The 21,217-nt window shown below is 70.8% G+C and carries 20 protein-coding genes; 1 reads left to right on the forward strand and 19 read right to left on the reverse strand.

The features are described 5' to 3' along the window. Window positions 1–8: 8 nt before the first annotated feature. The 17 genes from AB0J52_RS01780 to AB0J52_RS01860 form a co-directional block, all read right to left on the reverse strand. Complete coding sequence (locus AB0J52_RS01780) at window positions 9–1,574, reverse strand: NADH-quinone oxidoreductase subunit M (protein WP_500179636.1); 1,566 nt, start codon at window positions 1,572–1,574, stop codon at window positions 9–11. After that, complete coding sequence (gene nuoL / locus AB0J52_RS01785) at window positions 1,571–3,484, reverse strand: NADH-quinone oxidoreductase subunit L (RefSeq protein WP_500179637.1); 1,914 nt, start codon at window positions 3,482–3,484, stop codon at window positions 1,571–1,573. Before nuoL ends, AB0J52_RS01780 begins: the two co-directional genes overlap by 4 nt. Before the next feature lie 13 nt (window positions 3,485–3,497). After that, window positions 3,498–3,797 (reverse strand): NADH-quinone oxidoreductase subunit NuoK, encoded by a 300-nt coding sequence (nuoK, locus tag AB0J52_RS01790; RefSeq protein ID WP_500179638.1) that lies wholly within the window; start codon window positions 3,795–3,797, stop codon window positions 3,498–3,500. Then, a complete protein-coding gene (locus AB0J52_RS01795; protein ID WP_500179639.1) occupies window positions 3,794–4,711 on the reverse strand; it encodes an NADH-quinone oxidoreductase subunit J in 918 nt (305 codons plus the stop codon). The genes nuoK and AB0J52_RS01795 overlap by 4 nt, the downstream gene beginning before the upstream one ends. After that, window positions 4,708–5,241 carry an NADH-quinone oxidoreductase subunit NuoI gene (nuoI, locus tag AB0J52_RS01800; RefSeq protein WP_500179640.1) on the reverse strand — a complete coding sequence of 178 codons (534 nt, stop codon included), beginning with the start codon at window positions 5,239–5,241 and terminating at the stop codon, window positions 4,708–4,710. The genes AB0J52_RS01795 and nuoI overlap by 4 nt, the downstream gene beginning before the upstream one ends. Then, the gene (gene nuoH / locus AB0J52_RS01805) at window positions 5,228–6,580 is read right to left on the reverse strand and encodes an NADH-quinone oxidoreductase subunit NuoH (protein ID WP_500179641.1); all 1,353 of its coding nucleotides are present in this window, start codon (window positions 6,578–6,580) and stop codon (window positions 5,228–5,230) included. Before nuoH ends, nuoI begins: the two co-directional genes overlap by 14 nt. Beyond that, entirely contained in the window at window positions 6,577–9,087 is a 2,511-nt protein-coding gene (locus AB0J52_RS01810; protein ID WP_500179642.1) for an NADH-quinone oxidoreductase subunit G, read from the reverse strand. Before AB0J52_RS01810 ends, nuoH begins: the two co-directional genes overlap by 4 nt. Beyond that, a complete protein-coding gene (gene nuoF, locus AB0J52_RS01815) occupies window positions 9,084–10,385 on the reverse strand; it encodes an NADH-quinone oxidoreductase subunit NuoF (protein WP_500179643.1) in 1,302 nt (433 codons plus the stop codon). Before nuoF ends, AB0J52_RS01810 begins: the two co-directional genes overlap by 4 nt. Continuing rightward, window positions 10,382–11,209, reverse strand: coding sequence for an NADH-quinone oxidoreductase subunit NuoE (nuoE, locus tag AB0J52_RS01820; RefSeq protein WP_500179644.1), 828 nt, complete (start codon window positions 11,207–11,209; stop codon window positions 10,382–10,384). Before nuoE ends, nuoF begins: the two co-directional genes overlap by 4 nt. Beyond that, complete coding sequence (locus tag AB0J52_RS01825) at window positions 11,206–12,480, reverse strand: NADH-quinone oxidoreductase subunit D (protein WP_500179655.1); 1,275 nt, start codon at window positions 12,478–12,480, stop codon at window positions 11,206–11,208. Before AB0J52_RS01825 ends, nuoE begins: the two co-directional genes overlap by 4 nt. Before the next feature lie 77 nt (window positions 12,481–12,557). After that, window positions 12,558–13,304, reverse strand: coding sequence for an NADH-quinone oxidoreductase subunit C (locus tag AB0J52_RS01830; RefSeq protein WP_500179645.1), 747 nt, complete (start codon window positions 13,302–13,304; stop codon window positions 12,558–12,560). Next, window positions 13,301–13,852 (reverse strand): NuoB/complex I 20 kDa subunit family protein, encoded by a 552-nt coding sequence (locus tag AB0J52_RS01835; protein WP_500179646.1) that lies wholly within the window; start codon window positions 13,850–13,852, stop codon window positions 13,301–13,303. Before AB0J52_RS01835 ends, AB0J52_RS01830 begins: the two co-directional genes overlap by 4 nt. After that, window positions 13,852–14,211, reverse strand: a complete 360-nt coding sequence (locus tag AB0J52_RS01840) for an NADH-quinone oxidoreductase subunit A (protein WP_500179647.1) — start codon at window positions 14,209–14,211, stop codon at window positions 13,852–13,854. Before AB0J52_RS01840 ends, AB0J52_RS01835 begins: the two co-directional genes overlap by 1 nt. 165 nt (window positions 14,212–14,376) lie before the next feature. Next, entirely contained in the window at window positions 14,377–15,633 is a 1,257-nt protein-coding gene (locus AB0J52_RS01845) for a geranylgeranyl reductase family protein (RefSeq protein WP_500179648.1), read from the reverse strand. 136 nt (window positions 15,634–15,769) lie between these two features. Then, the gene (locus tag AB0J52_RS01850) at window positions 15,770–16,471 is read right to left on the reverse strand and encodes a demethylmenaquinone methyltransferase (RefSeq protein ID WP_500179649.1); all 702 of its coding nucleotides are present in this window, start codon (window positions 16,469–16,471) and stop codon (window positions 15,770–15,772) included. 392 nt (window positions 16,472–16,863) lie between these two features. Continuing rightward, window positions 16,864–17,106 (reverse strand): DUF4229 domain-containing protein, encoded by a 243-nt coding sequence (locus AB0J52_RS01855; RefSeq protein WP_500179650.1) that lies wholly within the window; start codon window positions 17,104–17,106, stop codon window positions 16,864–16,866. A 71-nt stretch (window positions 17,107–17,177) separates the two neighbouring features. Then, window positions 17,178–18,182: a threonine ammonia-lyase gene (locus AB0J52_RS01860; RefSeq protein WP_500179651.1), complete on the reverse strand. Its 1,005-nt coding sequence runs from the start codon at window positions 18,180–18,182 to the stop codon at window positions 17,178–17,180. Between the two features lie 255 nt (window positions 18,183–18,437). Between AB0J52_RS01860 and AB0J52_RS01865 the strand changes: the two genes are divergently transcribed. Then, complete coding sequence (locus tag AB0J52_RS01865) at window positions 18,438–18,644, forward strand: BldC family transcriptional regulator (protein WP_117361811.1); 207 nt, start codon at window positions 18,438–18,440, stop codon at window positions 18,642–18,644. A 1,505-nt stretch (window positions 18,645–20,149) separates the two neighbouring features. Here AB0J52_RS01865 and AB0J52_RS01870 read toward each other — a convergent pair. Both AB0J52_RS01870 and AB0J52_RS01875 read right to left on the reverse strand, forming a co-directional pair. Next, complete coding sequence (locus AB0J52_RS01870) at window positions 20,150–20,398, reverse strand: hypothetical protein (RefSeq protein WP_500179652.1); 249 nt, start codon at window positions 20,396–20,398, stop codon at window positions 20,150–20,152. Between the two features lie 47 nt (window positions 20,399–20,445). Then, on the reverse strand, window positions 20,446–21,217 hold a 772-nt coding region (locus AB0J52_RS01875; RefSeq protein WP_500179653.1), incomplete at its 5' end, for a hypothetical protein.

Consider the following 21,217-nt stretch of genomic DNA (forward strand, 5'->3'; position numbering starts at 1 on the left):
TGACACGCTCACGGCCGGGCTCCGTTCTCGGCGACGTTACCGGTGATCTTCGGTGCCGGGTCGCGGACGTCCACCCGGGCCAGGCCCTTCTCGACGGACGGGTTGATGGCCTTGAGCACCGGCTGGGGGAACAGGCCCATCGCGACGATGATCGCGATGATCGGGGCGATCGCGGCCTTCTCCCGCAGCGAGAGGTCGGGCATGCCCTTGACCTCCTCGCGGGCGGGTCCGCCCATGGTCCGCTGGTAGGTCCAGAGGATGTAGATCGCGGCGAGCACGATCCCGGACGCGGCGAGCACGGCGGGCACCCGGTGCCGGCTGAACGTGCCGACCAGCACCATCAGCTCGGACACGAAGGTGGACAGGCCCGGCAGCGACAGCCCGGACAGGCCCGCCACCAGGAACGTCCCGGCGAGCACCGGGGCCACCTTCTGCACGCCGCCGAACGCGTCGATCCGCGCCGACCGCCGCCGCGCGATCATGAAGCCGACCAGCAGGAACAGCGCGCCGGTGGAGAACCCGTGGTTCACCATGTAGAGCGTCGCGCCCGACTGGCCCTGCGTGGTCATGGCGAAGATGCCGAGCACGATGAACCCGAAGTGCGAGACGGAGGTGTAGGCCACCAGCCGCTTGAGGTCCACCTGCCCGATCGCCAGGACCGCGCCGTACACGATGCTGACCACGGCCAGCGCGAGGACGACCGGGGTCGCCCACTTGGCCGCGCCGGGGAACAGCTCCAGGCAGAACCGGAGCATCCCGTAGGTGCCGACCTTGTCGAGCACGCCGACGACGAGCACCAGGGCGCCCGCCGGGGACTGCGCGGCCGCGTCCGGCAGCCAGGTGTGGACGGGCACCATCGGCGCCTTGATCGCGAACGCGACGAAGAAGCCGAGGAACAGCCACTTGGCGGTCGTGCCGTCCACGTGCATCGTGTTCAGCTCGTCGAACATGAACGTGCCGTGGCCGAGCTTCTCCTGCGACAGCGGGTAGAGCCAGACCACCGAGACGAGCATCAGCAGCCCGCCGAACAGCGAGTACAGCAGGAACTTCACGGCCGCGTAGGACCGCTGCGGACCGCCGTAGTACCCGATGATGAAGTACACCGGGATGAGCATCGCCTCGAAGAAGACGTAGAAGAGGAAGACGTCGGTCGCCGCGAAGACGCCGACCATCATCGCCTCCAGCGCCAGCAGCAGCGCGAAGTAGACCTTCGCCGACCGCTTCGGCGGGGTGTCGGTGCCGCCGGAGCGGCCCGCCTCGTCCCAGGAGGCGATCACCACGAGCGGGACGAGGACCACCGACAGCAGGACGAGCACCAGCGCGACGCCGTCGACGCCGACCGCCCAGTGCACGCCGAACTGCTTGATCCACCAGTACTTCTCGGTGAACTGGAAGCGGTCGCCGCCGACCTTGAACGCGGTCGTCATCACGATCGCCAGGACGGCCTCGACCAGCGAGATCCCGAGCGCGGCCTGCTTGGCCAGGGTCTCGTTCTCGCGCGGCAGCAGCCCGACCAGCAGCGCGCCCACGGCGGGCAGCGCGATGAGGACGGTCAGCCAGGGGAAGTCGGTCATGACGCGTTCACCACCAGGAGGGCGGCGACCACGATCGCCGCGCCGAGGTACATCGAGAGGGCGTAGGAGCGGGCGAACCCGGTCTGGATCCGCCGGATCCGGCCCGAGGTGCCGCCGACGCCGGCCGCGATGCCGTTCACCGCGCCGTCCACGCCCCGGTTGTCGAACCAGACGGCGAGCCGGGTCAGCCACTGGCCGGGCCGCATGAGCAGCGACTCGTTGAGGGCGTCACCGTAGAGGTCGCGGCGCGCGGCGCGGGTGAGGAACGACCCGGCCGGGGCCTCCAGCGGCACCGGCCGCGCCGCGTACTGCCGCCACGCGATCGCGGCGCCGAGGATCATCAGCACGAAGGTCGCCGCGCCCGGAACGGTCAGCCACTTGAAGGTGTGCTCCTCCGGCTCCCCGATCACGGGGGCCAGGAAGTCGGAGAACCCGCCGAGGACGAGGAACCCGCCCGCGAACACCGACCCGAAGGCCAGCAGGATCAGCGGGACGGTCATCACCTTCGGGGACTCGTGCGGGTGCACGTCCTCCTGCCAGCGCTTCTCGCCGAAGAACGTCATGAACATCACGCGCGACATGTAGTACGCCGTGATGCCCGCGCCGAGCAGCGCGCAGGTGCCGAGGATGTTCCCCGACGTCCCGCCCTTCTCGTACGCGGCCTCGATGATCCCGTCCTTGGTGAACCAGCCGGAGAACGGCGGGCACCCGATGATCGCGAGGTAGCCGAGGCCGAACGTCCCGTAGGTCACGTACATGACCTTCCGCAGCGCCCCGTAGTGCCGCATGTTCACGTCGTCGTTGGTCGCGTGCATGACCGACCCGGCGCCGAGGAACAGGCCCGCCTTGAAGAAGCCGTGCGCGATCAGGTGCGCGATGGCGAAGGCGTAGCCGGGCTTGCCGAGCCCGGCGGCGAGGTGCATGTAGCCGATCTGCGACATCGTCGAGCCGGCCAGCGCCTTCTTGATGTCGTCCTTGCCGGACCCGATGATCGCACCGGCGAGCAGCGTGGCCGCGCCGACGATGGTCACGACGAGCTGGGCGTCCGGCGACATCTCGAAGATCGGCGCGGACCGGACGATCAGGTAGACACCCGCGGTGACCATGGTCGCCGCGTGGATCAGGGCCGACACCGGGGTCGGGCCCTCCATCGCGTCCAGCAGCCAGGACTGCAGCGGCAGCTGGGCCGACTTGCCGCACGCGCCGAGCAGGAGCAGCAGCCCCAGCGCGGTCGCCGTGCCGGACGTCAGCTTGGCCGCCAGGCCCACGTGCTCGGCGCCGGTGCCGAGGATGGCGGTGAAGTCGACCGAGTTGAAGGTGGCGAACATCAGCATGATCGCCGTGACCAGGCCGAGGTCGCCGACCCGGTTCACCACGAACGCCTTCTTCGCGGCGGTCGCGGCGGTCGGCTTGAACTGCCAGAACCCGATCAGCAGGTAGGACGCGAGGCCCACGCCCTCCCAGCCGAGGAACAGCACGATGTAGTTCGCCCCGAGGACCAGCGTGAGCATCGCCGCGACGAACAGGTTGAGGTAGGCGAAGAACCGCCGCCGGTCCACGTCGTGGGCCATGTAGCCCATCGAGTAGATGTGGATCAGCGAGCCGACGCCCGTGATCAGCAGCACGAAGCTGATCGACAGCGGGTCGATCAGCAGGTCCATCCCGACGCGCAGCGAGCCGACGTCGAAGAAGTCCCACAGGTGCAGCGTGCGGCGGCGCTCGGCGTCGTCGTAGCCGAGCATCTGGACGAGCATCCCCGCGCCGACGACGAACGACGCGAGCGACATCGCGACGCCGAGGAGATGTCCCCACCGGTCGGTGCGGCGTCCTCCGAGCAGGAGGACCGCCGCCCCGAGCAGCGGGAACGCGATGAGCAACCAGGCCGCGGCCTGGATCCCTTCCGCTTTCACTGGCCGCGGCCCCCTAGTACTTCAGCAGGTTCGCGTCGTCGACCGACGAGGACCTGCGGGTCCGGAAGATGGTCATGATGATCGCGAGGCCGACCACGACCTCCGCGGCCGCCACGACCATCACGAAGAACGCGATGATCTGGCCGTCGAGGTTCCCGTGCATGCGGGAGAACGACACGAACGCCAGGTTGCAGGCGTTGAGCATGAGCTCCACGCACATGAACACCACGATCGCGTTGCGGCGCACGAGCACGCCGATCCCGCCGATGGTGAACAGGATCGCCGACAGCGCCAGGTAGTGCCCGGGGCTCACTTCTGGTCCTCCTCGGTCTCGCCGACCTCGCCGCCCTCGGAACCGGCGGTATCGGTCACCGTGCGGACGGCCCGGACGTCCCGGTCCAGCGCCTGGACCTCGGTCCGGCCGTCCAGGTCGGTGTGCCGGTGCGCGGTGTCGGTCCGGGCCGCGATGATCGGGTTGACCGACAGCTCGGACGGCGTGCCGTCCGGCAGCAGCGCGGGCATGTCGACCGCGTTGTGCCGGGCGTAGGTGCCGGGGCCGGGCAGCGGGCCCGGGTGGGCGCCGGTCTGCGCGGCCTTGCGGAACCGCTCGACCGACAGCGCCCGCTGGGTCGGCTTCGGCGTGGTGCGCTCGCGGTGCGCCAGCACCATCGCGCCGAGCGCCGCCGTGATGAGCAGGGCGCTGGTCGCCTCGAACGCGAACACGTACTTGCTGAACAGCAGGTACGCCAGGCCGCGGATGTTGCCGCCGTGCTCGCCGTTGGCGTTCTTCAGCCCGGCGGAGTCGCCGAGCGCCGCGTTGGCGAAGCCGATGCCGAGCAGCACCACGAAGCCGATGCCGCAGACCGCGGCCCAGAACCGCTGCCCGCGCAGCGTCTCCACCAGCGAGTCGGTGGACGAGACGCCGACCAGCATCAGCACGAACAGGAACAGCATCAGCACCGCGCCGGTGTAGACGATGACCTGCACGAACGCCAGGAACGGCGCGTCCTGGACGGCGTAGAGCGCGGCCAGCGACAGCATCACCGTCGCCAGCAGCAGCGCCGAGTGCACCGCCTTGCGCATGAAGATCATGCCGAGCGCGGCGGCGACCGACACGATCGCCAGGAGCCAGAAGAAGAACGGCTCACCCGACTGCTTGTCGGCGACGGTCCCCGCGAGCACGTGCGCGCCGCTCGCCTGGCCCGCCAGGAGGTGGGCGGCGGTCATTTCCTCTCACCGCCTTCCTCGGACTGCAGGCCGAGGCGGTAGTAGTCCTCCTCGGTGTCGCCGAGGCGCATCTCGTGCGGCGGCGTCTCCATGCCCTCGCGCAGCGGCGCGAGCAGCATGTCCTTGGTGTAGATCAGCGACTCGCGGCTGTCGTCGGCGAGCTCGTACTCGTTGGTCATCGTGAGCGCCCGGGTCGGGCACGCCTCGATGCACAGCCCGCACAGGATGCAGCGCAGGTAGTTGATCTGGTAGACGCGGCCGTACCGCTCGCCCGGCGAGTAGCGCTCCTCCTCGGTGTTGTCGGCGCCCTCGACGTAGATGGCGTCGGCGGGACACGCCCAGGCGCACAGCTCGCACCCGACGCACTTCTCCAGACCGTCCGGCCAGCGGTTGAGCTGGTGCCGTCCGTGGAAGCGCGGGGCCGTCGGCTTCTTCACCTCGGGGTACTGGACGGTCTCGCTCTTCATGAACATCTGGTGGAACGAGACCCCGAACCCCTTCACCGGGTTCAGGAAGTCAGTGAGTCCCACTGCTGACCTCCTCACGAGAGGTTTCGGTGATGCGCGGCCGGGGCACGTCGCGGCGGCCGTGGTAGTGCGGTGCGTCCATCGGCGGGACGGGGAAACCGCCGCCCGCGTCCGGATCAGGGGCGGGCTCGGCGGGCTCGGCCTCGGCCGAGCCGCCGCCGCGGGCGAACTCCCACGCGAAGGTCAGCAGGATCACCACGATCGCCACCCCGGCGACCGCGGCCATCACGCCGCCGGCGTCGTGGCCCTCGTTCTTCCACGCGCGGATGGCGGCGACCAGCAGGATCCAGCCGATCGAGAAGGGCATGAGCACCTTCCAGCCGAGCTTCATCAGCTGGTCGTAGCGGACGCGCGGCAGCGAGCCGCGCAGCCAGATGAAGAAGAAGATGAACAGCCAGAGCTTCACCAGGAACCACAGCACCGGCCACCAGCCGGAGTTGGCGCCCGCCCACACGGTGGACAGCGGCGCCGGGGCGCGCCAGCCGCCGAGGAACAGGGTGGTGCACAGCGCCGAGAGCGTCGCCAGGTTGATGTACTCCGCGAGGAAGAACATCGCGAACTTCAGCGACGAGTACTCGGTGTGGAAGCCGCCGACCAGTTCGCCCTCACCCTCGGGCAGGTCGAACGGGATGCGGTTGGACTCGCCCATCATCGTGATGATGTAGACCACGAAGGACGGGAAGAGCAGCACCGCGAACCAGGTGTCGGCCTGGGCGTTGACGATCTCGGTGGTGGACATCGACCCGGCGAACAGGAACACCGCGACGAACGACAGCCCCATCGCGATCTCGTAGGAGATCACCTGCGCGGACGAGCGGAGCCCGCCGAGCAGCGAGTAGGGCGACATCGACGCCCAGCCCGCCAGCACGATCCCGTAGACGCCCATCGAGGACATCGCGAGCACCAGCAGCACCGCGACCGGCAGGTCGGTGCCCTGCAGCGCGGTGTGGTGCCCGAAGATCGACACGGTCGGCCCGAACGGGATGATCGCGAACGAGATGAACGCGGGCACCGCCGACATCACCGGCGCGAGGACGAAGAGGACCTTGTCCACGTTGCGCGGGACGATGTCCTCCTTCAGCGCCAGCTTCACGCCGTCGGCGAGGCCCTGGAGCAGGCCGAACGGCCCGGTCCGGTTGGGGCCGACGCGCAGCTGCATGCGGCCGATGACGCGCCGCTCCACCCACATCGACATCAGGACGGTGAGGACCAGGAAGACGAAGATCGCCAGGACCTTGCCGCCGATCAGCCACCACGGGTCCTTGCCGAAGGTGGACAGGGTCGGGTCGGACGGCGCCGGACCCGCCAGCACCGCCGCTCCCGCCGAACTCACCAGACTCATCGGGACCCTCCGATCGAGACGATGTCCCCGGCCGCCGCGCCCAGGTCGGCGTACGGCGCGACCCCGGCGGAGTTGGCCGGGAGCCACACCACCCGGTCGGGCATGCCGGGCGTGATCTCCAGCGGCAGCGTGACCTCGCCGTGCGGGCCGCGCACCGTGAGCACACCGTCCGCGCCGGCCGCTCCGGCCGCGCCCGCCGTGCCGGTGGCGCCCGCCGTGCCGGTGGCGCCCGCCGTGCCGGCCGTGCCGGTGACGACACCGGCCTCCGCGGCGGTCGCCGCGGACACCCGGGCGACGGCGGCCTTGGCCGTTCCGGCGAGGTAGGGCTCGCCGTCCTGCATGCGGCCCCGGTCGAGCAGCATCCGCCAGGTGGCGAGCACCGCCTCGCCGGGACCGGGCTGCGGCTGGACGCCGATCGCGACCGACGGCGCGGGCGGCCGCTCGCCGCGGAACGCGCCGAGGGCGGTCAGCTCGCGGCGCGCCGCGTTCGGGTCGGGCAGCCCGAGGTGCACGTCCATCTCGTTCGCCAGCGCGTCCAGGACCCGCAGGTCCGACATCTTCGCGGCGGACTTCAGGACGGTCTCGAACGGGCGGCCGCGGCCCTCCCAGTCGACGAACGTGCCGGCCTTCTCGGCGACCGCCGCGACCGGCAGCACCACGTCCGCGCGGTCGGTGACGGCGCTGACCCGCTGCTCCAGGCTCACCACGAACGGCGTGCGGTCGAGCGCGGCGAGCGCGGTGCGGGGGTCGGGCAGGTCGTACGGGTCGAACCCGCCGACCAGGAGCGCGCCGCGCTCCCCGGCCGCCGCCGCCGCGAGGATGCCGGCGGTGTCGTGGCCGGGGGCGGCGGGCAGCTCCGCGACGCCCCAGGCGCGGGCGGTCTCGGCGCGGGCGTCCGGGTCGAACACCGGACGGCCGATCGGCAGCAGCCCGGGCAGCGCCCCGGCCTCCACCGCGCCCCGCTCGCCCGCGCGGCGCGGCACCCAGGCGAGGCGCGCGCCGGTGGCGTGGGCCAGCCGGACGGCCGCGGACAGCGCGCCCGGGCTCCCCGCCAGCCGCTCGCCGACCAGGATGACCGCGCCCGGCCGCTCCAGCAGCTCGCGGATCCCGCCGTCGTCGCCGGCGACCAGGCCGCCGAGCAGCTCCGCCTCCGCGCCCGGGACGGCCGGCAGCAGCGTGCCGCCCATCTTCCGGAGCCCGCGGGAGGCGAACGGCGCGACCGAGACGACCTTCAGGCCCTTCTTGCGGAACGCCTTGCGCAGCCGCAGGAAGACGATCGGCGACTCCTCCTCGGGCTCGAACCCGGCCAGCAGGACCGCCGGGGCGGCCTCCAGGTCGGAGTACGACACCTCGATCGGGCGGCCCGCCACCGCGAAGGCCAGGAACTCGGCCTCCTCGGCGCTGTGCGGGCGGGCCCGGAAGTCGATGTCGTTCGTGCCGAGCGCGATGCGGGCGAACTTGCTGTAGGCGTAGGCGTCCTCCAGCGTGAGCCGTCCACCGGTCAGGACACCGGCGTTGCCTCGTGCGCGCGCGAGACCGCGCGCCGCGACCGTCAGTGCCTCGGGCCAGGACGCGACCTCCAGCTCGCCCTTCTCGTTGCGGACGAGCGGGTGCGTGAGACGGTCGGGCTGGGTGGCGTAGGTGAACGCCCACCGGCCCTTGTCGCAGTTCCACTCCTCGTTCACCTGCGGGTCGTCCCCGGCGAGGCGGCGGGTGACCTTGCCGCGCCGGTGGTCGGTGCGCAGCGCGCAGCCGGACGCGCAGTGCTCGCACGCCGACGGCGTGGACACCAGGTCGAACGGCCGCGACCGGAACCGGTAGGCCGCGCCGGTCAGCGCGCCGACCGGGCAGATCTGCACGGTGTTGCCGGAGAAGTAGGACTGGAACGGGTTGTCGGTCGCCGATCCGACCTGCTCCTTGGCGCCGCGCTCGAACAGGTCGATGAACGCGTCGCCGGCGATCTGGTCGGAGAACCGGGTGCAGCGGGCGCACTGGATGCAGCGCTCGCGGTCGAGCAGCACCTCGGTGGACAGCGGGATCGGCTTGGGGAAGGTCCGCTTGGCCTCGGTGAACCGGGTCTCGCCGCGCCCGTTGGACATCGCCTGGTTCTGCAGCGGGCACTCGCCGCCCTTGTCGCAGATCGGGCAGTCCAGCGGGTGGTTGATCAGCAGCAGCTCCATCACGCCGTGCTGCGCCTTGTCGGCGACCGGCGAGGTGAGCTGCGTCTTGATGACCATCCCCGGCATGACCGTGGTGGTGCAGGACGCCTGCGGCTTCGGCATGCCGCGCCCGTTGCCCGCGTCCGGGACCTCCACCAGGCACTGCCGGCAGGCCCCGACCGGGTCGAGCAGCGGGTGGTCGCAGAACCGCGGGATCTGGATGCCGAGCAGCTCGGCCGCCCGGATGATCAGCGTGCCCTTCGGGACGCTGATCTCGAACCCGTCGATGGTGCAGGTCACCATCTCGACCTGCTGTGCGACCGGCTTCTTCTCGTCGGCGACGGTCATACCGCTGCACCTCCCCACAGGGTGGACTTGGCCGGATCGAACGGGCAGCCGCCCTGCTCGAAGTGGCGGATGTACTCGTCCCGGAAGAGCTTGATCGACGACACGACCGGGCTGGTCGCGCCGTCGCCGAGCGCGCAGAACGAGCGGCCGAGGATGTTGTCGGACAGGTCCAGCAGGGTGTCCAGGTCCTCCTCGGTGCCCTGCCCGGCGTCCAGCCGCTTGAGCAGCTGCTTGTACCAGTACGTCCCCTCGCGGCACGGCGTGCACTTGCCGCACGACTCGTGCGCGTAGAACTCCGACCAGCGCAGGACGGCGCGCACCACGCACACGGTGTCGTCGAAGATCTGCAGCGCCCGGGTGCCGAGCATGGACCCGGCCGCGCCGACCGACTCGAAGTCGAGCGGGACGTCCAGGTGCTCGTCGGTGAACAGCGGCGTGGACGAGCCGCCCGGCGTCCAGAACTTCAGCGGACGCCCGCCGCGCATGCCGCCCGCCATGTCGAGCAGCTCGCGCAGGGTGATCCCGAGCGGGGCCTCGTACTGGCCCGGCCGGGTCACGTGCCCGGACAGCGAGAAGATGCCGAACCCGGCGGACTTCTCGGTGCCCATGGAGGTGAACCAGTCGGCGCCGTTCGCCACGATCGAGGGAACCGACGCGATGGACTCGACGTTGTTGATGACGGTGGGACCGCCGTAGAGTCCCGCGACCGCCGGGAAGGGGGGCTTGAGCCTGGGCTGACCCCGGTATCCCTCCAGGGAGTCGAGCAGGGCCGTCTCCTCGCCGCAGATGTACGCCCCGGCCCCGGTGTGCACGACCAGTTCCAGGTCGTAGCCCGAGCCGAGGATGTTCTCGCCGAGGTACCCGGCGGCGTAGGCGTCCCGCACCGCCTGCTGCAGGCGCCTGATGACGTGCAGCACCTCACCGCGCACGTAGATGAACGCGTGGTTGGACTTGATCGCGTACGAGCTGATGATGACGCCCTCGACCAGGACGTGCGGGTTCGCCATCATCAGCGGGATGTCCTTGCACGTGCCCGGCTCGGACTCGTCCGCGTTCACCACCAGGTAGCGCGGGTTCGGGCTGGACGGCGGCAGGAAGCCCCACTTCATGCCCGTGGGGAAGCCCGCGCCGCCGCGGCCGCGCAGGCCGGAGTCCTTCACCGTCTGCACGATGGCGTCCGGCTCCATCGCCAGGGCCGTGCGCAGCGCGCTGTAGCCGCCGTCGCGCTCGTACCCGGCCAGGGTGAACGAGTCGGGCTGGTCCCAGTTCCGCGTGAGGACGGGAGTCAGCGTGGTCACTGGTTGCGTCCTTCCTGGCTGCCGGGCTTGACGTCGCCGCCGATGGGCTTGCCGGGCTCGTTCGGCGGCGGGTCGGTGATCTCCTCGGCGCGCACCGGCTCCCCGGCCGTCCCGTCCGCGGCGTCCGGGTCCGGAGCGGTCCAGCCGCGCTCGCGGGCGAGCTCCAGCCCGCGCAGCGACTCGGCCCCGGCCTGCACGCCCTCGTGGGCGAGCCCGTCGTCGAAGCCGGCCAGCACGCGGCTGGCCTCCTTCCACGTCGCGAGCCGGTTCGGGCCGCGGGTGGGCAGCACCTGCTTGCCCGCGCGCAGGTCGTCGACCAGGCGCTTGGCCTTCTCCGGCGTCATGTTGTCGAAGAACTCCCAGTTCACCGTCATGACGGGCGCGAAGTCGCAGGCCGCGTTGCACTCGATGCGCTCCAGCGAGACCTTGCCGTCCTCGGTCGCCTGGTCGTGCCCGACGCCCACGTGGTCGCTGAGCTCGGACCAGATCTGGTCGCCGCCCATCACCGCGCACAGCGTGTTGATGCAGACGCCGACGTGGTACTCGCCGACCGGCTCGCGCTTGTACTGGGTGTAGAACGTCGCGACCCCGGTGACCTGCGCGGGCGTGATGCCGAGCGTCTCCGCGCAGAACTCGATCCCGCGCCCGGTGACGTGGCCGTCCACCGACTGCACCAGGTGCAGCATCGGCAGCAGCGCCGACCGGGGCTGGGGGTAGCGCGCCAGGATGTCCTTGGCGTCGCGGTCCAGCCCCTCCCGGGTCCGCGGGTCGTACGGCTCGGTGTTGCGGAACGGGGGCTCCAGCTTGAGCAGCTGCTCGCTCACCGGTCCACACCTCCCATCACGGGGTCGATCGAGGCGACCGCGGCGATGACGTCGGCGACCATGCCGCCCTCGGCCATCGCGGGAGCCGCCTGGAGGTTGGTGAACGACGGCTCGCGGAAGTGCACCCGGTAGGGGCGCGTCCCGCCGTCGCTGACGATGTGCGCGCCGAGCTCGCCGCGCGGCGACTCGACCGGGGCGTAGACCTGCCCGGCCGGGACCCGGAAGCCCTCGGTCACCAGCTTGAAGTGGTGGATCAGCGCCTCCATGGAGGTGCCCATGATGTGCGCGATGTGCCGGGGCGAGTTGCCCATGCCGTCCGCGCCGATCGCGAGCTGCGCCGGCCAGCCGATCTTCTTGTCCTCGATCATCACCGGGCCCTTGACCGTCTGCAGCCGCTCGACGCACTGCTCCACGATCTTCAGGGACTCGTCCATCTCCTTCATCCGCACCAGGTAGCGGCCGTAGACGTCGCTGGTGGTCTGGGTGGCCACCTCGAAGTCGTAGGTCTCGTAACCGCAGTACGGCTGCGACTTGCGCAGGTCCCAGGGGATGCCGGTGGAGCGCAGGATCGGGCCGGTGATGCCGAGCGCGGTGCACCCGGTCAGGTCCAGGTACGCGATGTCCTTGGTGCGCGCCTTGTAGACGGGGTTGTCGTCCATCAGCTTGCGCATCGCCTTCAGCCGCTCCGGCATCCGGTCGAGGTAGTCGCGCAGCTTGCTCATCGCGCCGGACGGCAGGTCCTGCGCGACGCCGCCCGGACGGACGTAGGCCATGTTCATCCGCAGGCCGGTGATCTCCTCGAACAGGTCGAGGGTGTACTCACGCTCGATGAACCCGTTGAGCATGACGGTCGTCGCGCCCAGCTCCAGGCCGAACGTGGCGATCGCGACCAGGTGCGAGGAGATCCGGTTGAGCTCCATCATCATCACGCGGATGATCGAGGCCCGCTCCGGGATCCGGTCGGTGATCCCGAGCAGCTTCTCGACGCCCAGGGCGTACGCCGTCTCGTTGAAGATCGGCGCGAGGTAGTCCATCCGGGTGACGAACGTGGCGCCCTGCGTCCAGGTGCGGTACTCCATGTTCTTCTCGATGCCGGTGTGCAGGTAGCCGATGCCCAGGCGGCACTCGTCGACCGTCTCACCGTCGAGCGTCAGGATCAGCCGGAGCACGCCGTGCGTGGACGGGTGCTGCGGGCCCATGTTCACCACGAGGCGCTCGTCGCCGGCGTCCCGGGCGTCGGAGACCACCTGGTCCCAGTCCTGCCCGTTCACGTCGAAGACGCGGCCCTCGGCGGCCTCCTCGGCGGCGGCCGCGTAGGCGTCGTACTCGGTGTACTTGGTGGAGGGGCTCACGTGTACGACCTCCGCTGGTCGGGCGGCGGGATCTCGGCGCCGCGGTACTCGACGGGGATGCCGCCGAGCGGGTAGTCCTTGCGCTGCGGGTGCCCGACCCAGTCGTCCGGCATCATGATCCGGGTCAGCGCCGGGTGGCCGTCGAACACGATCCCGAAGAAGTCGAAGGTCTCGCGCTCGTGCCAGTCGTTGGTCGGGTACAGCCCGACCAGCGAGGGGATGTGCGGGTCGGCGTCGGGGCACGACACGTCCAGCCGGATCCGGCGGTTGTGCGTGATCGACAGCATCGGGTAGACCGCGTGCAGCTCCGCGCCCTGGTCGGCCGGGTAGTGCACGCCGCTGACGCCCATGCACATCTCGAACCGCAGCTCGGGCGAGTCCCGCAGGGTGCGCGCGACCTCGACCAGGTGCTCGCGCTTCACGTGGAGCGTCAGCTCGCCGCGGTGCACGACGATCCGCTCGACCGCGTCGCCGAAGGTCGGCAGCAGCCGCTCCAGGGCGTCCGCGACCTCGTCGAACTCGCCCTCCTCGGCGGCGCCCTCGGGCCCGCCGAACGGACGCGGCGAGGACACCTTCGGCGACTGCCGGACGACGAGGCCGCCGTAGCCGGAGGTGTCGCCGCTGCCCGAGATGCCGAACATGCCCATCCGGGCGATCGGCTGCTCGGCGCGGTCCTCCGGACGCTGCGCGGGGAGCCGGTCGGCGGCCTGCTCGGCCTGCTGCTCGGGGTTCTGGGAGCTCATCGCACGACCCCCTGTCCGAGCAGCGGGAGCTGGCGGCGCTTGGACTCCTCCAGCTCGGCGATCTGCCTGGCCCGCTGCGGGCCGAGCTTGGTGTTCTGGATCTTGTCGTGCAGCTTCAGGATCGCGTCCAGCAGCATCTCCGGCCGCGGCGGGCAGCCGGGCAGGTAGATGTCCACCGGGACGATGTGGTCGACGCCCTGCACGATGGCGTAGTTGTTGAACATGCCGCCCGAGGAGGCGCACACGCCCATCGCGATGACCCACTTGGGCTCGGTCATCTGGTCGTAGATCTGGCGCAGCACCGGCGCCATCTTCTGGCTCACCCGGCCCGCGACGATCATCAGGTCGGCCTGCCGCGGCGTCGCCGAGGCGCGCTCCATCCCCCACCGGGAGAAGTCGTGCCGGGGGTCGCCCGCCGCCATCATCTCGATCGCGCAGCAGGCGAGACCGAAGGTGGCCGGCCACACCGAGCTCTTGCGGGCCCAGCCGGCGACCTGTTCCACCGTCGTCAGCAGGAAGCCACTGGGGAGTTTCTCTTCGAGGCCCATCAGTCCCACTCCAGTCCACCGCGCCGCCAGATGTAGGCGTACGCCACCAGCACGGTGAGGATGAAAAGGACCATCTCCACAAGACCGAAAACCCCCAGGCTGTCGAAGCTGACAGCCCAGGGGTAGAGGAAGATGATCTCAATGTCGAAGACGATGAACAGCATCGCCGTCAGGTAGTACTTGACGGGGAAACGGCCCCCGCCGACCGGCTGCGGGGTCGGCTCGATCCCGCACTCGTAGGCGTCCAGGCGCGCCCGGTTCCAACGCTTCGGCCCCGTCATCGAGGCCATCACCACCGATCCGGCGGCGAACGCGAACGCCAGAACCCCCAACACGATGATCGGGATATAGAGGTCCACGGAGTCCTACTTCCTCTCCTCGGGGAGTACGAAGCTGTACGAACGCGGTCTCCGGGCACGCGGAGCCCACGCCTTCACGGCGCCCCGCCCGTGACTCAGGTCACGCGGCCGGGTCGACGTCCTGTCCAAGGTGATCAAATAGCACTCCCCTCCGGGGTCGGGGTATCAAGCGGCGGGCGCCACCCTCTGCATCACATTGATGATCCGGTCGAACGCGTCGCCGCCCTTCGGGTCGGTGAGGTTCGCCAGGAGCTTGAGGGTGAAGCGCATGAGCGACGGGTGCGGCAGGCCGTGCGCGGTGAGGAACTTCATCACCCGCGGGTCACCGATGGCCTGCACGAACACCCGTGCGAGCGTGAAGTAGCCGCCGTGCTCGTCCTTGAGGATGCGCGGGTACTCGTAGAGCGTCCGCTCGCGCTGCGCCGGGGTCCGCCGGGCGAGCGCCTGGACCATGATCTCGGCGGCCAGCCGGCCGGACTCCAGCGCGTAGTCGATGCCCTCGCCGTTGAACGGGTTGATCATCCCGCCGGCGTCGCCGACCAGCAGCATGCCGCGCGCGTAGTGCGGCTGCCGGTTGAAGCCCATGGGGAGCGCCGCGCCCCGGACGGGCCCGGTCGCGTGCTCCTCGTCGAACTGCCACTCGGGCGGCATCTGGCCGGTCCAGCCCTTGAGCATGCCGCGGTAGTCGACGTTCTGGAACGACTTGGAGGTGTTGAGGAGGCCGAGGCCGACGTTGCAGGTGCCGTCCGCGAGAGGGAACACCCAGCCGTAGCCGGGGAGCAGGCGCTGCCCGTCCCACAGCTCCAGCCACGCCTCCATGTACTCGTCGGTGTGCCGCGGGGACTCGTAGTAGCGCCGGACGGCCACGCCCATCGGGCGGTCGGCGCGGCGCTCCAGGCCCATGGCCACGCTGAGCCGGGTCGAGTTGCCGTCGGCGGCGACCACCAGCGGGGCGTGGAAGGTGATCTCCTCGCCCTTGTGCCGGGCGGTCACGCCGGTGATGCGGTCGGTCCGGTCGTCGATGATCGGGCCGGTGACGTTGCAGCCCTCGATCAGCTCGGCGCCCGCGGCCGCGGCGTGCCGGGCGAGCAGCTCGTCCAGGTCCATCCGGGAGCGGACGAGGCCGAAGTCGGGGAAGCTGGCCAGCTCGGGCCACGGGAGCTCGATGCGGGAGCCGCCGCCGTAGATGCGCAGGCCCTTGTTCCGGCTCCAGCCGGGGGCGTCGATGTCGACGCCCATGGAGATCAGGGCCCGGACCGCGCGCGGGGTGAGCCCGTCGCCGCAGATCTTGTCGCGCGGGAACGTCGCCTTCTCCAGCAGGAACACGGACAGACCGGCTCGCGCCAGCCAGTAGGCGGTGGACGACCCGGCGGGTCCGGCCCCGACGACGATGACGTCCGCGTGTCGGGTGGAGTCGGTCACAGCGTTCCTCTTACTTCGTTCGCTTGTGAAGTACTTCACAAGAATCCGATGGGGAGTCTATTCCTTTGGAGCCGCTCATGGGTAACTCTGCGCCCGCCCGGGTTTGGAACGGTGCAAGCGTCCCGTCCGAGCGGGTTCAGCCCGGGTTGACGGCGTGGTGCATCGCCGCGACCCCGAAGGTCAGGTTCTTCCACCGCACCTTCGTCCACCCGGCGGACCGCACGATCCCCGCCAGGGCGGGCTGATCCGGCCACGCCAGGGTGGAATCGGCGAGATAGGTGTAACTGTCCGGATTGGAGGACAGCCGGGCCAGGAGCGGCAGCCCGATCTTGAGGTGGGCCTTGTGCCCGGCGTCCAGCAGCCGGTTCGGAGGGTGACTGACCTCACACACCAGAAGCCGTCCGCCCGGCTTGGCGACCCGCCGCATCTCGCGCAGCGCCGCCTCGGTGTCCTGGACGTTGCGGAGGCCGAACGAGATCGTCACCACGTCGAACGAGCCGTCCTCGAACGGCAGCCGGAGGGCGTCGCCCGCGACGAAGGCCAGGTTCTCGACCCCGGCCTGCCGCCGGCGCCCGACCCGGAGCATCCCCAGCGAGAAGTCGCACGCGACGGTCTCCGCCCCGGCGACCGCGAACGGCACCGACGAGGTGCCCGTCCCGGCGGCGAGGTCGAGGACCCTCTCCCCCGGCCGCGCGGCCACGGCACGCACCACCTCGCGGCGCCACCGCCGTTCCATTCCGCCGGTCATGAGGGTGTTGAGCAGGTCGTACCGGTCGGCGGTCCGGTCGAACATCGCCGCCACGTCGGCGGGCTTCTTGTCGAGATTGGCGCGGGTCATACCACCACCCTAGGAGGCCGCTCCCGAACGCACGTGAACGGTCCGCCCACACGCCCCGACCAGCCGCCGCCCCGCACCCGCAGGGCACCCTCCGGAGCACCCACCAATGACCGTCCCCGAGGCCCCCATGCACACCGGGTACGGCCCAGGCCCTCGCCAGACACAGGCCGCCCGCTCATCCGACACCGTGCCCCGCCGCCGTTTGCCCGGGTCGCGGACGACCGGACAGCCCCCCAAGGTGGCCGGACACGGCGCGCGCGGTCGCTGGACGCCGCCTCTCGCCGGAGCCCGTGCGTGGACGCGGGCGTGGACGGTTGGTCCGCGCATGAAAAAAGCCCCCGCGGTGAGCGGGGGCGGAGAGCTCGGCGAGCGGCGGTCCGGGCGGGTGGAGGTCAGTCCTCCTTGCCGCGGGACTCTTCGAGTCGGGCCTTCTTGTCGCGGACGCTGCCGACGATCGTCGCGGACATCGCGTCCCGCTGGGTGGACAGCAGCACGTAGCTGATGATGCCGCTGATGACGAGGGCGCCGAGCAGCAAGAAGATCGGCGCCTTGCGCATGGGCGTCAGCCAGAGGACGGCCGTCGTGGCGACGAAGATCCCCAGGCGCGCGGAGGTGTAGAAGAGAACGGAACGCATGGCGGCTCCAGGCTACTCCCGGTCTCCCGATGACCTGGTCCAGCCCCGCCGCAGCCACCGTTGGGGCTGGGTCAGCTTTGGCGGAGGACGTCCAGGAACAGCGCTGGGTCCACGTTTCCGCCGCTCAGTACGGCCACGGTCGTGCGCGCGGGTGGGAGGGCGTCGCGACGGTAGAGGTACGCGGCCGCGGCGACCGCGCCGGCCGGCTCGGCGATGAGGCGGGCCTCGCGCGCGATGCGGCGCATGGCCAGCCGGATCTCGTCCTCCGAGACGGTCACGATGTCGTCCACGAGCTCGTGGACGTGCGCGAACGTGAGGTCACCGAGCCGCTGGACGCGCAGCGCGTCGGCGAAGGTGCGCCCGGTGTCCTCGGCGGCCCACTCCACCGGACGGCCGGCGCGCAGCGAGTCGCGGGCGTCGGCGGCCAGCTCGGGCTCGACCCCGATGATCCTGGCGCGCGGATTGACCGCCTTGACCGCCACCGCGACGCCGGAGACCAGGCCGCCGCCGGAGACGGGGACGAGCACGAGGTCCACCTCCGGCTCGTCCCGGACGATCTCCAGCCCGACCGTGCCCTGCCCGGCGATCACGCGCGGGTCGTCGAACGGCGCGACCAGGGTGAAGCCGTGCGCCCTGGCCAGCTTCTCGGCCGTCTCGACGCGGGCCTCCAGCGTGGGCTCGACGTAGACGATCTCGGCTCCGAGCGCGATGCACGCCTCCACCTTCACGCCCGGCGTCGTGTGCGGGATGACCAGCACGCAGCGGATGCCGAGGGCGCGGGCCGTCCAGGCGACGGCCTGGGCGTGGTTGCCACTGGAGTGCGCGACCACCCCCTTGGCCCGTTCGTCCTCGGGCAGGCCGGCGATGGTGGCGTACGCGCCGCGCAGCTTGAACGCGCCGACGGGCTGGAGCGACTCGGCCTTCAGCAGGAACCGGTCGCCGCCGGGAGCCGGGAACGGCACGAGCGGAGTGCGGACGGCGGTTCCGGCGAGCAGTCCGGCCGCGTGCTCGACGTCCGCGAGGGTCACCAGGACGGACATGGAGACGGGCGTGGCGGAGGGCAAGGAGGCGGGCATGGAAGCGAGGTTATTCGCTCACGATCGGCGCGCGATAACGGACCGCCCGGCGGTCCGCACGGGCGGGACGCGAGGTACGGAAGGTGGGCGCGGTGTCCGTAGTGTCCTAAACCGTGTTTACGGTCGGTGATATGAGCAGCTCACCGAACTACGCAGCGTGATGTTTTCCGAAAACAAGGGAGAAATCGGTCTTGCTCCGCCACACTAGGAAACAGTCCACCCGCGCCGAGAGCGGGACAAAGGGGGAGAGAGAACGTGGAGAGCACCAGCGAGCGCCTGCTGACCCCCGGAGAGGTCGCCGCGCTCTTCAGGGTTGATCCCAAGACGGTCACCCGATGGGCCGCTGCGGGCCGCATCAGCAGCATTCGGACGCCGGGAGGCCACCGCCGCTTCCGCGAGTCCGAAGTGCACGCGCTGCTTCGCGGAGACGAACCGGTCGTGGAGCACTCGGCCGTCCGCTGACGGGATCCCGCCCGCGCCTTCCCGGCGCGGACGGCCCCGGCGCCGCCTTTCCGGCCCCGCCTCCCGGCACGCCCCGCCGGAAGAAGGCGGTCTTCTGTTTTTGCGCGCCCGCTCGCGGGCGTCGGGCACGAACACGTCATCGACGCGCGGGCTTGGCGAGGCGCCCGCGCGTCGATGACGTTCCAGGCCACACCCGCCTCACGCACGCCTTCCGGCCTCCAGCACCACGTCCGGCTCCTCCGCTCACGCCATTCCCACACCCCACGCCGCTCACACTTGCCACCGTTCCCCTCACGGCGTGCGGATTGCCCTCCGGGTGGCTTCTCGGCCCCTACGGGCACCACCTTGTACGGACGTGTCGCTCCCTCGTTCTACGGCCGCCGCTGCATTGATCTACCGCCCAGCGCCCGTTCCCCGCATTTTCCGTTCGCGGGGGCTTCTTGACGCCTGACGACGTTGCGGCCCCCGACGTCCGGGCCTTTCTCGGTGGCGCTGCTTCGGACACCGCGCATTAAGTCGACCTCCGTCGCAGTGCCCGTTTTCCCGTTCCACGATTTACGTTCGGTGGCGGTCGATTTTCCTGCGGTTTTCGCGTCCGGCAACCGCTCTCGATGCCGGTTCCGCATTTCGCGCAGCCTCCCACGCCAGGCTTTTCCGTCGCCCTTCCGTCCCGGCCAGGTGCCCGTACAACGCCCACTCGCATTGTCCGCAGCGCCTCAGGGCGCTTCCTCCGCGCTCACCCAACACAGTCGACCGCCGGATGTCCTGGTCTGCGCGCGACGTCCCAGAACGGCGTCCAGTCCGCCTGACGGCAACCGATGGAAATACTCCGTCGCAGGTCAGAGGGGGCTTGCTGGCCGACTAGGCGAACACTGCGAAGCGGCAGCAGCCCTCGCGGACGGTGACCTGTGCGCCGCTACGGCCACCACGATTCGGGGACGAGGTGTCCCCGTCGGTCGCCCGTTCACCGCCTCAGATCGGAGCTCAAAGGCCGAGCCCTTCCTCGGGTGGCCCCTCCCGACCTCAAGCTCCCCACTCGGTCACCGTCACGTCCGACCAGGCCCTGGGAAGACCCGGAGCGTGGAGACCCTGGAGACCTGAGAGAACCGGTGACCTGGACACTCGGGACTACCGGCCACGGCCGGAGGGCGGGAGCGGATCCGAGAACCGGCGGACTACTGGCCGGGGCGGCGAACTGCTGCCCAGGTCTAGCGGGCTGGAGCCGAGCCTACGAGCCGGGGTGGCCAGGGGCTGGCAGGACGACGCCCGGGCGACGGGCTGGAACCGGGTCTACGGACTGGTGGGCCGGGCCGGACGGCGGCCGCCCGAACGACAGTCTGGAAACGGGGCCTGCGGGCTTGTGGCCGGGGCCTCGTCAGGGCTGAAGGGCCGGGAGAAAGGCCAGAGGCTGAAAGGCTGCTGCCGGGGGCCGAGGTCGCCGGGGGCGAGGCTCAATGGCCTGGGCCGGGGCCGAATGCTGCGAGGCGGGTGGGGAAGCGAGCGGGTCAGGCGTCCTGGTCGCGTTTCCATTCCTGGAAGGCGGCCTCCAGGTCGGCGTCGCCCTCGCGCCAGGCGCGGCGGCGCTCCTCGAGTTCACTCTCGGTGAGCGACTGGGCGAGAAGACGGTCGTAGTCGGGGTCGTCCGGGCCAATCTCCACGTACGCGTCGGCGATGACCCGCCCGTCGTCACCGCCCTCGTGCAGCACGCCGTGCGGCACTCTGAGCGTGCCGTCGGGGAGCCGGATCACGTACATCGGGAATCACCTTCGCTGGCTTGTCTTTCCGTTGGCGGCGGGTCAGGTCAGATTCCGTATCGGCGGTTGAAGAAGAGCATGACCTCAAGGGCGGCGCGGATGTTGCCGGAGAGCATATCCACCAATGCCGGACGCTGCCGGGCCGAAATCGCCGCGAACGCGTCGGCGAAGAACTCCCTGCGGCCGAGAGCGTCCGCCTGCTGGTGGAAGTCGCTCATCAGATACGGGCGGCACATCTCGTAGAGCTGCTGGAAGGCGGGCGTGTCGGACTGCCAGCCGGCCTCGCCGCCGTCGAGGTCGTCCAGCGCGTGCCCGACCTCGTGCATCATCACGTCCGGTGTGGGCGACGGCCGGTCACCGACCACGATCTTCCGGTCGCCGTACGCGCCGGCGCAGATGTCCCAGGTGGCGCGCCCGGACGGCAGCGGACGGCCGCGCAGGTGCCCCATGTCGTCCAGGTGCGGGACGCCCCCGGGGCCGACGTAGATCCCGGACAGCCCGTCGGCGAGCTTCCGCTTCAGCGCGTCCGGCAGCGCGGCGAGGCTCTCCACGGCACGGACGACCTCGGGCGACGGCGGACCCTGCCGGGCGTCCCACTGCCGGTGCAGGACCCGCTCCAGGACGCCGCAGTGCCGCAGGCCGTCCAGTGCGCGGGGGCTGTCCGGCGGACGCGGCGCGGCGCGCGGCGGTCCCGGCTCGTCGTCCAGCTCGAAGTCGCTCCACGAGTAGACCTTCGCGGGCTGCTCGGCGCCGATCCGGTGCCGTCCGACGGCGGCCGCCGGGTGCGGTCCCCGCGCGTGGGGCTCGGGTCGGGGCGCA

Origin of the sequence: Spirillospora sp. NPDC049652, assembly GCF_040675125.1 — a bacterium.
Lineage (GTDB): Bacteria > Actinomycetota > Actinomycetes > Streptosporangiales > Streptosporangiaceae > Spirillospora.